This window comes from Burkholderia stabilis, from assembly GCF_001742165.1.
GTDB lineage: Bacteria > Pseudomonadota > Gammaproteobacteria > Burkholderiales > Burkholderiaceae > Burkholderia > Burkholderia stabilis.
On the sequence record NZ_CP016442.1, the window covers coordinates 2926757 to 2938624 of the forward strand.

General features: G+C 66.1%; 14 protein-coding genes. 4 read left to right on the forward strand and 10 right to left on the reverse strand.

Translation table 11 applies throughout. The features are described 5' to 3' along the window. Position 1: 1 nt before the first annotated feature. From BBJ41_RS13635 to BBJ41_RS41570, 3 genes are all read right to left on the reverse strand, one after another. On the reverse strand, positions 2-1339 hold the full coding sequence (locus BBJ41_RS13635) for a glutamine synthetase family protein (protein ID WP_069746829.1): 1338 nt from the start codon (positions 1337-1339) through the stop codon (positions 2-4). A 29-nt stretch (positions 1340-1368) separates the two neighbouring features. Next, entirely contained in the window at positions 1369-2154 is a 786-nt protein-coding gene (locus BBJ41_RS13640; RefSeq protein ID WP_069746830.1) for a gamma-glutamyl-gamma-aminobutyrate hydrolase family protein, read from the reverse strand. Between the two features lie 284 nt (positions 2155-2438). Further along, entirely contained in the window at positions 2439-2663 is a 225-nt protein-coding gene (locus BBJ41_RS41570) for a hypothetical protein (RefSeq protein ID WP_072437498.1), read from the reverse strand. 413 nt (positions 2664-3076) lie between these two features. On the opposite strand from BBJ41_RS41570, the gene BBJ41_RS13650 reads away from it, so the two are divergent. Both BBJ41_RS13650 and BBJ41_RS13655 read left to right on the forward strand, forming a co-directional pair. Continuing rightward, the gene (locus BBJ41_RS13650) at positions 3077-3628 is read left to right on the forward strand and encodes a cupin domain-containing protein (RefSeq protein ID WP_069747701.1); all 552 of its coding nucleotides are present in this window, start codon (positions 3077-3079) and stop codon (positions 3626-3628) included. 85 nt (positions 3629-3713) lie between these two features. Then, positions 3714-5204: an aldehyde dehydrogenase gene (locus BBJ41_RS13655; RefSeq protein WP_069746832.1), complete on the forward strand. Its 1491-nt coding sequence runs from the start codon at positions 3714-3716 to the stop codon at positions 5202-5204. Between the two features lie 48 nt (positions 5205-5252). Here the strand turns inward: BBJ41_RS13655 and BBJ41_RS13660 are convergent, their stop codons facing one another. Further along, entirely contained in the window at positions 5253-5453 is a 201-nt protein-coding gene (locus BBJ41_RS13660) for a heavy-metal-associated domain-containing protein (RefSeq protein WP_044849094.1), read from the reverse strand. Between the two features lie 347 nt (positions 5454-5800). Here BBJ41_RS13660 and BBJ41_RS13665 point away from each other — a divergent pair, with 347 nt between their 5' ends. Both BBJ41_RS13665 and BBJ41_RS13670 read left to right on the forward strand, forming a co-directional pair. Further along, positions 5801-6133, forward strand: a complete 333-nt coding sequence (locus tag BBJ41_RS13665; RefSeq protein ID WP_069746833.1) for a cupredoxin domain-containing protein — start codon at positions 5801-5803, stop codon at positions 6131-6133. 12 nt (positions 6134-6145) lie between these two features. Then, positions 6146-6982: an FTR1 family iron permease gene (locus tag BBJ41_RS13670; RefSeq protein WP_069746834.1), complete on the forward strand. Its 837-nt coding sequence runs from the start codon at positions 6146-6148 to the stop codon at positions 6980-6982. A gap of 81 nt (positions 6983-7063) precedes the next feature. Here BBJ41_RS13670 and BBJ41_RS13675 read toward each other — a convergent pair whose 3' ends face one another. The 6 genes from BBJ41_RS13675 to glmU form a co-directional block, all read right to left on the reverse strand. After that, positions 7064-7282 carry a hypothetical protein gene (locus BBJ41_RS13675; protein ID WP_069746835.1) on the reverse strand — a complete coding sequence of 73 codons (219 nt, stop codon included), beginning with the start codon at positions 7280-7282 and terminating at the stop codon, positions 7064-7066. After that, entirely contained in the window at positions 7282-7734 is a 453-nt protein-coding gene (locus BBJ41_RS13680) for a hypothetical protein (protein WP_069746836.1), read from the reverse strand. The genes BBJ41_RS13675 and BBJ41_RS13680 overlap by 1 nt, the downstream gene beginning before the upstream one ends. 91 nt (positions 7735-7825) lie before the next feature. Further along, entirely contained in the window at positions 7826-8146 is a 321-nt protein-coding gene (locus BBJ41_RS13685; RefSeq protein WP_069746837.1) for a helix-turn-helix domain-containing protein, read from the reverse strand. Next, complete coding sequence (locus BBJ41_RS13690) at positions 8139-8504, reverse strand: type II toxin-antitoxin system RelE/ParE family toxin (RefSeq protein ID WP_069746838.1); 366 nt, start codon at positions 8502-8504, stop codon at positions 8139-8141. The genes BBJ41_RS13685 and BBJ41_RS13690 overlap by 8 nt, the downstream gene beginning before the upstream one ends. Positions 8505-8632: 128 nt before the next feature. Continuing rightward, entirely contained in the window at positions 8633-10450 is a 1818-nt protein-coding gene (glmS, locus tag BBJ41_RS13695) for a glutamine--fructose-6-phosphate transaminase (isomerizing) (RefSeq protein ID WP_069746839.1), read from the reverse strand. 54 nt (positions 10451-10504) lie between these two features. After that, on the reverse strand, positions 10505-11866 hold the full coding sequence (gene glmU / locus BBJ41_RS13700; RefSeq protein ID WP_069746840.1) for a bifunctional UDP-N-acetylglucosamine diphosphorylase/glucosamine-1-phosphate N-acetyltransferase GlmU: 1362 nt from the start codon (positions 11864-11866) through the stop codon (positions 10505-10507). Positions 11867-11868: the final 2 nt, after the last annotated feature.

Genomic DNA, 11868 nt, shown 5'->3' on the forward strand with positions numbered 1-11868 from the left:
CTTATACGTGCAGCAGCAGATGACGGCGTTCCCACGAGCTGATCACGCGGAAGAACGCTTCGTATTCGGTTTCCTTCAGCGCGAAATACGCCTTCAGGAACTTGTGGCCGAGAATTTCGCCGAGCGGCTCGCATGCGGCCATCAGCGTCAGCCCTTCCTCGAGGTTGCGCGGCAACTGGTACGGCAGGTCGTAGCCGTCGCTGACGAGCGGCTCGGTCGGCTCCAGGCGCTGCGTCATGCCGAGGTAGCCGGCCGCGAGCGTCGCGGCGAGCGCGAGGTACGGGTTGCAGTCGACGCCCGGGATGCGGTTCTCGATGCGGCGCGCCGACGGGCCCGAGTGCGGGATGCGGAAGCCGACCGTGCGGTTGTCGTAGCCCCACTGCACGTTGATCGGCGCAGCCATGAAGCGCGACAGGCGGCGGTACGAGTTGATGTACGGTGCGAAGATCGGCATCAGCGCCGGCGTGTACTTCTGCAGCCCCGCGAGGTAGTTGTAGAACATCGACGTCGCGCCGCCCGTCTCCTGCGACGTGAACAGGTTCTGGCCCGTTTCCTCGTCGACGATGCTCTGGTGCACGTGCATCGCCGAACCCGGCTCGTCTTCCATCGGCTTGGCCATGAACGTCGCGTACATGTTGTGGCGCAGCGCGGCCTCGCGCACCGTGCGCTTGAACAGGAACACCTGGTCGGCCAGCGACAGCGCGTCGCCGTGCATGAAGTTGATTTCCATCTGCGCGGCGCCGACTTCGTGGATCAGCGTGTCGATGTCGAGGTTCTGCGCTTCGCAGTACTCGTAGATGTCCTCGAACAGCGGATCGAATTCGTTGACGGCCTCGATCGAATACGACTGGCGGCCCGTTTCGGGGCGGCCCGTGCGGCCGACCGGCGGGCGCAGCGGCAGGTCGGGGTCCTTGTTCATGTCGACCAGATAGAACTCGAGTTCCGGCGCGACCACGGGCTTCCAGCCCTTCGCCTTGTACAGCTCCAGCACGCGGCGCAGCACGTAGCGCGGCGAGATCTCGACCGGCGAACCGTCGAAGTGCACGCAGTCGTGGATCACCTGCGCGGTCGGGTCGACGGCCCACGGGATCAGTCGGATCGTCGATTCGTCGGGCACGCACACCATGTCCGGGTCGGTCACGCCGGTCAGCGAACCGTCTTCCGGATATTCACCGGTGACGGTCTGCACCATCACGGCCTGCGGCAGGCGCATCGATTCGCCGGACGTGAACTTGTTGCGCGGCGTGATCTTGCCGCGTGCGATACCGGCCATGTCGGGAATGATCGCTTCGACTTCGGTGATCCGGTGTTGCTTCAGAAAGCCTTCGATGTCTTGCATGTCTGTTCTCGTTGGTTGGGTCGGCGCGCTCAGGCGAGCGCGGCAGCGACCGTGGTGCGCGTGCGGGCGTTGCGGCGGGCGCGGCAGGCATCGCCGAAGGCGCGGAAGATCGCGCTCGACAGCGGGTCCTGCGCATGCCGCCATTCCGGGTGCCATTGCACGGCGAGTGCGAAAGCCGGCGCATCGACGACGCTCACGGCCTCGATCAGGCCGTCCGGCGCGACGGCTTCGACGGCGAGGCCGGAGCCGAGCTGCGCGATGCCTTGCTTGTGCAGCGAGTTCACGTGCACTTCGTCGCGGCCGCCGGCGAGCGCGTGCAGCTTGCCGCCGGGCGTGAGGCGCACGATGTGCGCGGGGCCGTATTGCGTATCCATCGGCGCATCGTCGTCCTCGCGGTGATCGGCGAGGCCCGGCACTTCGTGCACGCGCTGGTGCAGCGTGCCGCCGCAGACGACGTTCAGCTCCTGGAAGCCGCGGCATACGGCGAGCACGGGCACGCCGGCTGCGATCGCCGCACGCAGCAGCGGCAGCGTCGTCGCATCGCGTGCCGGGTCGTGCTTCGTGCCGGGTTCGCTCGGTTCGCCGCCGTACAGGTGCGGCTCGACGTTCGAGTAGCTGCCGGTAAACAGCAGGCCGTCGACCGCATCGAGCACGTCGTCGGCCGACTGGCGATCGCCGAGCGCGGGCAGCACCATCGCGAGCGCATGCGCACCGTCGACGATCGCGGCGACGTATTTGTCACCGACCGTATGCGACGCGTGTGCGCCGATCTGCGTGAGGTCGGCAGTGATGCCGACGAGGGGTTTCCTTTCCATGACGTCAATCAGTTATCCGTAGGGTTGCTGCGCGCCTCATGCCGAATGTGGCGAAACGCAGGCGTGCAGCCGCCCCGCAGCCTGGCGCAAAGCGCAAGGCCGCTCGTGAATGGGCGCAACGGGATGGCGTGGCGATCCGCGCTGCGCGCGACGATCAGGCCGTCGTTCGTTCTGTTTGCGACACGCGACGCGGCAACGAATGCGCGAACGCGTTCCGTCACCGCATGGACGATGCGGTTGGCGAATCAGCAGACGAAACGAACGACGTGAAGAAAGGAGAGGCGCTACGGCAGCAGCGACGCCACTTCGTCGGTATCGACGGCGACGAATGCGCGTGCGGAAACGGCGTTGTGGCGCCGAACGGAACGACGAGACAGGATGGTGTAGATCGACAGATGCTGCAGGCGAGGACTATGCCAGCCGCAACTGCCATCGGAAGGGGACGCCGCGCTGCGCGAACTTCGCGCCACGCTTCGATCCCACCTCACCAGAGGGCCACGGACTCTCACGATTACACTCGACTGGGTTGTTGAAAGTATTGAACACCCGATCGTTTCGACGCGCTGGGCGTTTAAAATAATCAAGGCGCCGGTCCTGCGTCATTTACATTGATGGGCATCAATTTTTGCGTTGCGATAACGCATTTTGCTGCCTATGAAAGTCTGATGACGCTGGCCTGAGAGCCAGCATATACGAGCCAAAAACGGCGTCAAATGTTTTTTAACGGTCCTGCATCAGGGCTTTCCCGGGCAGTGCGAACAAAAGATTCGCAAACGGAATAATCGACACGGTGTTCATTATTTCGAACGCCTTTCAGGGTTTTCCCCGCTGATGTGCGGCATAAAGTGATTAGAATATTCAACGGCTGTCCACTGCGTCGTTTCACTTTGTCATCGCACTTATCGTGTCCGAAACCGAATCGATGTCCACCGAAGTCGCCGAGCGCCTGCGTTTCGTGCGCAACAAGCATGGCCTGTCGCAACGTGAACTCGCGAAGCGCGCGGGCGTGACCAACGGCACGATCTCGCTGATCGAACAGGGCCGCGTGAGCCCGTCGGTCGGCTCGCTGAAGAAACTGCTCGAATGCATCCCGATGAGTCTCGCGGAGTTCTTCACGTTCGAGCTCGTCGAATCGCGCTCGGTCGTGTCGCGTCGAGACGAGATGCCGAACCTCGGCAACGACACGCTCGCGTTTCATCTGGTCGGCGCGAGCGTGAAGGACCGCAACATGTGCATCCTGCGCGAGATCTATCAGCCGTACGCCGACACGGGCCCCGAGATGCTCGTGCACGCGGGGCACGAAGGCGGCGTCGTCGTGTCGGGCCGGCTCGAGCTGACCGTCGACGGCGCGACGTGGCTGCTCGACCCCGGAGACGGCTACTACTTCGAAAGCCGTTTGCCGCACCGTTTTCGCAATCCCAGCGCGGAACAGATCTGCGAGGTCGTCTCGGCCAATTCGCCGGCGACCTTCTGACCGCGCGTCACCGCATTCGCTGACGGCCCGCGCATGACGCGCGCGGCGCGTCGCATCGCGAATGCCAACACATTGAGGCATCCTGATGAACAAGTTGACTTTGGCTGACTGGCAGGACAAGGCGGCGTCGCTCGAGATCGAAGGGCGCGCATTCATCGACGGCGCGTCGCGCGACGCGCACGGCGGGAAGACGTTCGACTGCGTGAGCCCGATCGACGGCCGCGTGCTCGCGAAGGTCGCCGATTGCGGCGAAGCCGACGTGAACGCCGCCGTCGTGGCCGCGCGCCGCGCATTCGACGCGGGTGTGTGGGCCGGCCTGAACCCGCGTGCGCGCAAGGCCGTGCTGCTGCGCTGGGCCGCACTGATGCGCGAGCATCTCGACGAACTGTCGCTGCTGGAAACGCTCGATGCGGGCAAGCCGATCGGCGACACGACGACGGTCGACGTGCCGGGCGCCGCGTACTGCGTCGAATGGTTCGCGGAAGCGATCGACAAGGTCGGCGGCGAAGTCGCGCCGGCCGATCATCATCTCGTCGGCCTCGTCACGCGCGAGCCGGTCGGCGTGGTGGCGGCCGTCGTGCCGTGGAACTTCCCGATCCTGATGGCTGCATGGAAGTTCGGCCCCGCGCTCGCGGCAGGCAACAGCGTCGTGCTGAAGCCGTCGGAGAAATCGCCGCTGACCGCGATCCGTGTCGCGCAGCTCGCGTATGAAGCCGGCATTCCGGCCGGCGTGTTCAACGTCGTGCCGGGCGCGGGCGAACCCGGCAAGCTGCTCGCGCTGCATCGCGATGTCGACTGCATCGCGTTCACGGGCTCGACCGCGGTCGGCAAGCTGATCATGCAGTACGCCGCGCAGTCGAACCTGAAGCGCGCGTGGCTCGAACTCGGCGGCAAGTCGCCGAACATCGTGCTGCCCGATTGTCCGGATCTCGACCGCGCTGCGCAGGCCGCCGCCGGCGCGATCTTCTACAACATGGGCGAGATGTGCACGGCCGGCTCGCGGCTGCTCGTGCATCGCGACATCAAGGATGCGTTCATCGAGAAGCTCGTGGCGGCCGCACGCGCATACGTGCCGGGCAATCCGCTCGATCCGTCGGTGTCGATGGGCGCGATCGTCGACGGCATCCAGCTCGAGCGCGTGCTCGGCTATATCGAGGCGGGGCGCAGCGAAGGCAAGCTGGTCACGGGCGGTGCGCGCGTGAGGGCGGAGACGGGCGGCTTCTACGTCGAGCCGACGGTGTTCGAGGTGAAGCCCGATGCGAAGATCGCGCGCGAGGAAATTTTCGGGCCCGTGCTGTCGGTGATCGTGTTCGACGACGTCGACGAGGCGGTGCGGATCGCCAACGATACCGAATACGGGCTGGCCGCGGCGGTGTGGACGTCGAACCTGACGACCGCGCACGACGTGTCGCGCCGGCTGCGTGCGGGCACGGTGTGGGTGAACTGCTATGACGAGGGCGGCGACATGAACTTCCCGTTCGGCGGTTACAAGCAGTCGGGCAACGGCCGCGACAAGTCGCTGCACGCGCTCGAGAAGTACACCGAGCTGAAGTCGACGCTGATCCGGCTGCGCTGAAGCCGGAGGCGGGCGCGTTGCCGTTCGGCGATGCGCCCGCAGCCGGGGTTACGCGGTGCGCAGCGCCGGGTGGAAGCCCGCGGCTTCGATGATCGACTGCACGCGCTCGGCGCCTTGTGCGGATTCGACCTTGACGGTCTTGGCCGCGACGTCGATGTCGAGCTTCGCGGCGGGATCGGCGGCCGTCACCGCGCGCGTGATCGCGTTGGCGCAGCCGCCGCAGGTCATGTCCTGGACTTCGAATTCCATCGTGTTCTCCTGAGTTGACGATTGACGAGCCACGTCAGCATGAAGCTTGCCATGGTGGGAAGGTCAAGCGCGTTCATGCAGTCTGACACAGGCATGGCGACCCGGTACGTCGACAGCGCTCGCCGGCGTGAGGTCTGACGAATCGAAGGGCCGTCGCGTGCGCCGGTCGGCATCTTTCCCGATTGACGCCGGTGCGCCGCTGGCGGCACATGATGCGCGCCTTGCCAGGCAAGGCGCGGCGCGCCCGTGTGAAGCGCTATCTCCATAGTCGCGGTAAGGGTACGTGATGGGGAAATGCGAATCGATCTTACTATCAGTGCCCTTCGATATTTCACCTCGTTACGCACATGAACCGTTTCGCACTGGGTTTCACCGTGGCCCTGCTGGGCGCGTCGGCCGCTACCGCATTCGCCGCCGACGACGCCGTCAACCTGACGTTGAAGGACCACAAGTTTTCGCCCGATGGCGTGACGATTCCGGCCGGCAAGAAAGTGAAGTTCATCGTGAAGAACCTCGATGCGACGCCTGCGGAATTCGAGAGCGACGATTTCAAGGCCGAGAAGGTGATTCCCGCCGGCAAGTCGGCCGAGATCCTGGTCGGGCCGTTGAAGGCCGGCACCTACGAGTTTCACGACGAGTATCACGAAGCGCAGTCGAAGACCCACCTGACCGTCAAGTAAGCGAATCCCGCCATGCTGTCTACCGCGCTGATTGTCTTTCGTGAAGTGCTCGAGGCCGCGCTGGTGGTCTCGATCGTGATGGCCGCCACGAAGGGCGTGCCGCGGCGCGGCTGGTGGGTCGGCGGCGGGCTCGCCGGCGGGGTGGTCGGCGCGGGCCTGATCGCGGCGTTCGCCGACGTGATCTCGCAATGGGCGTCCGGCATGGGGCAGGAGGTATTCAACGCCGGCGTGATGTTCGTCGCCACGCTGATGCTGGCCTGGCACTGCATCTGGATGAGCCGGCACGGCCGCGAGATGGCGCTGCACATGGGCGAAGTCGGACGGGCCGTCGCGGCCGGCAGCCGGCCGCTGACGGGGCTGGCGATCGTGGTCGGCGTCGCGGTGCTGCGCGAAGGTTCCGAGGCCGTGCTGTTCCTGTACGGCATCGCCGCGGGCGATCCGGGGCAGACGCCGCAGATGATCGCCGGCGGGCTGCTCGGCGTGCTCGGCGGGGCCGGGCTCGGCTATGCGATGTATGCGGGGCTGCTGCAGATTCCGCTGAAGCGCCTGTTCTCCGTTACCAACGGGCTGATCGTGCTGCTGGCGGCCGGGATGGCGAGCCAGTGCGTCGGCTTCCTGCTGGCGGCCGGCCTCGTGCCGTCGTGGGGCGACATGATCTGGGATACGTCGTGGCTGCTGAAGGAGACGAGCATCGTCGGCAAGGCGCTGCATACGCTGATCGGTTATACGGCGCGTCCGGCGGGTATCCAGATCGCCGCGTACGTCGGGACGCTGGCGGCGATCGTCGTGCTGACGCGGCTCGTCGGCCGTCCGCAGGCGGCGATGCGGCCGCCGCGACCCGTTGCATGAGGTTTTCCGGGTTCGAATGAAAGAAGGGGCGTCGTGGACGCCCCTTCTTTCTTGTTGCGGTGCGCGCCGGCCGCGCGCCGGTCAGCGGTGGCTGTCGATCCACGCACGGGCCCATTCGAGTCCGGCCTCGCGCGCGTCGTCTTCGGTGTCGAATACGCCGAGCACGCCGGACGCTTCGACGAGCTTGTTGTTCTGCGTGATCGTGCCGCTCGCCGCGAAGCGTTCGGGTTGCAGGATCTCGTCCTGCTGCAGGATCGAGTGGCCCCAGATCTGGTAGCCGAGGTAGGTCTGTGCTTCCATTATCGAGTCACCTCCGCGGAGCGGTTGTGCGTGCCGACGCGCAGCACGTTGCCGTCCGGCGTGTATTGCCGCGGGATGTCGGAGAAATTGAGTGCGTGCGTCGTGTCGGGGGCGGCAGGCTGCATCACCGTGAGACGGCCCGGCGCGGGTTGCGCGACGGGGCGCGGTGCGGCCGGCGCGTCGGCCGCGGCGGCGGGCGGACGATGCGAACCGGCTTTGACGGCCTGCGCGACGCGGCGCTTGTGCGGCTTCGCGGCGGCTTTCGGCGTGGCGCTCGCGTGCTTCTCGGCGCTTTTGCCGGTGCGCGCGTCGGCGCCCGCGCGCGTGGCCGGCGTGCGTGCTGCCGGCTGCCGTGCCTCGGGCGGGTTCCAGACCTCGACGTAGTGCTCGGCGGCCCAGCCCGTCGACGCGAACGTCAGCGCCAGCAATCCGCATCCAAACAGTCTTACCATTGTCTCTCCGTCATATTTCTTGCGGCTCGCGTCGCGGTATCGGTGCGGCCCGCGTCGGATCGGCCGTGCATGCGCATTCGGGGAAGCCGGCTCAGGAGAACACCTCGAGCCCGTGTTTCTCGACGATCTGGAGCATTCGGGCGGCGATGCCGCTCGGCCGTTTGTCGCCCTGTTCCCATTGGCGGATTGTCGACGTCGTCGTGTTCAGGTAGAGCGCGAACACGCTCTGGCTGACGTTGACGGATTGACGGATGCGGGCGATCGCTTGCGGATCGAATTGCGGGGCGGCTTCGATGCAGAGGTCGTCGTATTCGCGCATCGTTTTCTTGTCGATCAGGTTTGCGCGATAGAGGCCCGACGCGGCGCTGTGGACCGCCTCCGTCGCGTCGCTCTTGAATCGACTCTTAGCCATTGCAAATCTCCACAAGCTCTTTCAGTGCGATCAGCGTCGCGATATCGGCGTCGGTGCGGCGGCCGACATCCGCGGCGAGCTTTCTGAAGGCGCGCAGTTCGCGTTCGTCGATGTCGTCCCTGTCGCGTTTTGCGAACAGGAACACGAAAACCCACGCCTGTCCGACCTTGCTCAGCACGATCCCGCGTTGGCGATTCCCGTCCAGGCGCTTTTTCCAGACGTTGCCGCCGAGTTCGGTGCCTTGGCCGCGCGCCAGTTCCCGCGCGGCGCGACAGAGTTCGGTATCCGCGATACCGGCTTTTCTGGCTGCCTTGTGAAACCACTTCGTCTTGAAGACGCGTCGTACGGAAGCAGGCATGTCGAGCCGATCGAGTTAGCACAGGATTATATACCACTATGTGGTACATATTTCGACCTGGCCGAATGGTCTGCTTCACGCCGATGCTTGGCCGGGACGGCCCGGTGGGCCATCCCGGTCGACCGGCGTTACTCCACCGTCACCGATTTCGCGAGATTCCGCGGCTTGTCGACGTCGGTGCCGCGCGCGCACGCGGTGTGATACGCGAGCAGTTGCAGCGGCACGACGTGCAGGATCGGCGACAACTGGCCGTAGTGTTCCGGCATCCGGATCACGTGCAGGCCGTCGTCGTTGACGATCTGCGTATCGGCATCGGCGAACACGTACAGCTCGCCGCCGCGCGCGCGCACTTCCTGCATGTTCGACTTCAGCTTCTCGAGCAGCGTGTCGTTCGGCGCGATCGTGACGACCGGCATCGCTTCCGTGACGAGCGCGAGCGGCCCGTGCTTCAGTTCGCCCGCCGGATAGGCTTCGGCGTGGATGTACGAGATTTCCTTCAGCTTCAGCGCGCCTTCGAGTGCGATCGGATAGTGCAGGCCGCGGCCGAGGAACAGCGCGTTTTCCTTGCGCGCGAATTCTTCCGACCACGCGATGATCTGCGGCTCGAGCGCGAGCACGCTGTTCAGCGCGGCCGGCAGGTGGCGCAATTGCTTCAGGAATTCGGCTTCCTGCGCGGCGTCGACATGCCCGCGCAGCTTGCCGAGCGTCGCGGCCAGCACGAACAGCGCGACGAGCTGCGTCGTGAACGCCTTCGTCGACGCAACGCCGATTTCGGTGCCCGCGTGCGTCAGGAACTGCATCTCGGTGAGGCGCACCATCGCGCTCGTCGCGACGTTGCAGACCGCGAGCGTATGCGTGTGGCCGAGCGACTGCGCATGCTTGAGCGCCGCGAGCGTATCGGCCGTCTCGCCGGACTGCGAGATCACGAGCACGAGCTGGCGCGGGTTCGGCACCGATTCGCGGTAGCGGTATTCGCTCGCGATCTCGACTTGCGTCGGGATCTTCGCGATCGATTCGAGCCAGTACTTCGCGGTGAGGCCCGAGTAGTAGCTCGTGCCGCACGCGAGGATCAGCAGGCTGTCGATTTCCGCGAACGCGGCGGGCGCGGCATCGCCGAACAGCGTTGCATCGAACGCGTCGGTTTGCGGCACCGTGTCGCTGATCGCGCGCGGCTGCTCGAAGATTTCCTTCTGCATGAAGTGGCGATACGGGCCGAGCTCGACTGCGCCGCCGTATGCGCTGACCACGCGGATCTCGCGCTGCGCGAGTGCGCCGTTGCGATCGACGATCTTCACGCCGTCGAGCGACAGCTCGCACACGTCGCCTTCCTCGAGGAACGTGAAGCGGTCGGTGCTGCCCGCGAGCGCGAGCGCGTCGGACGCGAGGAAGTTCTCGCCGTCGCCGTGGCCGACGACGAGCGGCGAACCCTGGCGCGCGCCAATGACGGTGTGCGGCTGGTCCTTGTGGATCACGGCGATCGCGTACGCGCCATGCAGCTGCTGCGTGGCTTCACGCACGGCGTCGAACAGGTTGCCGCGATACAGGCTGTGCACGAGGTGCGCGATCACTTCGGTGTCGGTCTGCGACACGAATTCGTAGCCCTTCGCGCGCAGCGTTTCGCGCAGCGGCTCGAAGTTCTCGATGATGCCGTTGTGCACGAGCGCGAGCGCGTCCGACGAGAAGATCGGGTGCGCGTTGTGCGTGACGGGTGCGCCGTGCGTCGCCCAGCGCGTGTGTGCGACGCCGGTCGTGCCTTCGAGATGCGACTCGCGCACCTGCGTGTCGAGATCGGCGACGCGCGCGACGCTGCGCGCGCGCTTCGGCGCGCCGGGCTCGAGCACGGCGACGCCGCACGAGTCGTAGCCGCGGTATTCGAGGCGCCGCAAACCTTCGATCAGCACCGGAACGATATTACGTTGCGCAACTGCGCCGACAATGCCACACATGAGTGATCAGTCCTGTAAGTCGATGCGGGCGCCGCCCGGGCGCCCGCAAAAGGTTCAGCTTTTCTTCTTGACCGGGCGGACGTAGCCCGTCTTCGCGGTCTGGGTCTTCTCGTTCAATGCGAGCACGCCGTCGGCCACGTCCTTCCAGATCGTCGTGCCGGCGGCGATCGTCACGCCGCGGCCGACGCGTACGGGCGCGACGAGTTGCGTGTCGGAGCCGACGAACACGTCGTCCTCGATCACGGTGCGGAACTTGTTCGCGCCGTCGTAGTTGCACGTGATCGTGCCCGCGCCGATGTTCACGCGCGCGCCGATGTCGGCGTCGCCGATGTACGTGAGGTGGTTCGCCTTCGAGCCGTGGCCGATCACCGCGTTCTTCACCTCGACGAAGTTGCCGACGTGCGCTTCGTCCGCGAGCTGCGCGCCGGGGCGCAGCCGCGCGTACGGGCCGATCACGGTGTTCGCGCCGAGCTGCGCGCCGTCGATGTGCGAGAACGCGTCGATGCGCGTGCCCGCGCCGACCGACGCGTTGCGGATCACGCAATTCGCACCGATCGTCACGTTGTCGGCGAGCGTCACGTTGCCTTCGAACACGCAGTTCACGTCGATCGACACGTCGCGGCCGCAGCGCAGCGAGCCGCGCACGTCGAGGCGCGCCGGATCGGCGAGCGTGACGCCTTCGACGAGCAGCGTGTCCGCGACATTGCGCTGGTGAATGCGTTCGAGCTCCGCGAGCTGCGCCTTGCTGTTCACGCCGAGCGTTTCCCATTCCTCGTCGGGCTGCGACGTGACGACCTCGAAGCCGGCCTCGATCGCGAGCTCGACGACGTCGGTCAGGTAGTACTCGCCCTGCGCGTTCTCGTTCTTCAACGCGCCGAGCCACATCGACAGCTGGGCCGTGGGCGTGACGATGATGCCGGTGTTGATCTCGGCGATCTTCAGTTGCTCCGGCGACGCGTCCTTCTGCTCGACGATGCGCGTGACGAAACCGGACGCGTCGCGCACGATGCGGCCGTAGCCGGTCGGGTCGTCGAGCGTGACGGTCAGAATCCCGTAGCGGCCTTCGCGCGCGGCGTCGACGAGACGCTGCAGCGTCGATGCGCGGGTGAGCGGCACGTCGCCGTACAGCACGAGCGTCGGTTGCGCGGGATCGAGAAGCGGCAGCGCCTGGCGCACCGCGTGGCCGGTGCCGAGCTGTTCGGCCTGCACCGCGAACTGGACGTCGGGCGCCGCGACGGCGGCCTGGACCTGCTCGGCGCCATGGCCGACGACGACGACGAGCCGGGACGGCTGCAGCGTGCGCGCGGTGTCGATGACGTGGGAGAGGAGCGGCCTGCCGGCCAGGGGGTGAAGCACTTTCGGCAGCGCGGAACGCATGCGCTTGCCGGTGCCTGCCGCCAAAATCACGATATTCATGG

What these genes read in the sequence shown, in the direction of transcription:
- BBJ41_RS13690 (WP_069746838.1), bottom strand. Translation starts at nt 8,504, where the DNA reads ATGCCTGCTTCCGTACGACGCGTCTTCAAGACGAAGTGGTTTCACAAG.
- BBJ41_RS13675 (WP_069746835.1), bottom strand. Translation starts at nt 7,282, where the DNA reads ATGGAAGCACAGACCTACCTCGGCTACCAGATCTGGGGCCACTCGATC.
- glmU (WP_069746840.1), bottom strand. Translation starts at nt 11,866, where the DNA reads ATGAATATCGTGATTTTGGCGGCAGGCACCGGCAAGCGCATGCGTTCC.
- BBJ41_RS13660 (WP_044849094.1), bottom strand. Translation starts at nt 5,453, where the DNA reads ATGGAATTCGAAGTCCAGGACATGACCTGCGGCGGCTGCGCCAACGCG.
- glmS (WP_069746839.1), bottom strand. Translation starts at nt 10,450, where the DNA reads ATGTGTGGCATTGTCGGCGCAGTTGCGCAACGTAATATCGTTCCGGTG.
- BBJ41_RS13650 (WP_069747701.1), top strand. Translation starts at nt 3,077, where the DNA reads ATGTCCACCGAAGTCGCCGAGCGCCTGCGTTTCGTGCGCAACAAGCAT.
- BBJ41_RS13655 (WP_069746832.1), top strand. Translation starts at nt 3,714, where the DNA reads ATGAACAAGTTGACTTTGGCTGACTGGCAGGACAAGGCGGCGTCGCTC.
- BBJ41_RS13680 (WP_069746836.1), bottom strand. Translation starts at nt 7,734, where the DNA reads ATGGTAAGACTGTTTGGATGCGGATTGCTGGCGCTGACGTTCGCGTCG.
- BBJ41_RS13670 (WP_069746834.1), top strand. Translation starts at nt 6,146, where the DNA reads ATGCTGTCTACCGCGCTGATTGTCTTTCGTGAAGTGCTCGAGGCCGCG.
- BBJ41_RS13685 (WP_069746837.1), bottom strand. Translation starts at nt 8,146, where the DNA reads ATGGCTAAGAGTCGATTCAAGAGCGACGCGACGGAGGCGGTCCACAGC.
- BBJ41_RS13640 (WP_069746830.1), bottom strand. Translation starts at nt 2,154, where the DNA reads ATGGAAAGGAAACCCCTCGTCGGCATCACTGCCGACCTCACGCAGATC.
- BBJ41_RS13665 (WP_069746833.1), top strand. Translation starts at nt 5,801, where the DNA reads ATGAACCGTTTCGCACTGGGTTTCACCGTGGCCCTGCTGGGCGCGTCG.
- BBJ41_RS13635 (WP_069746829.1), bottom strand. Translation starts at nt 1,339, where the DNA reads ATGCAAGACATCGAAGGCTTTCTGAAGCAACACCGGATCACCGAAGTC.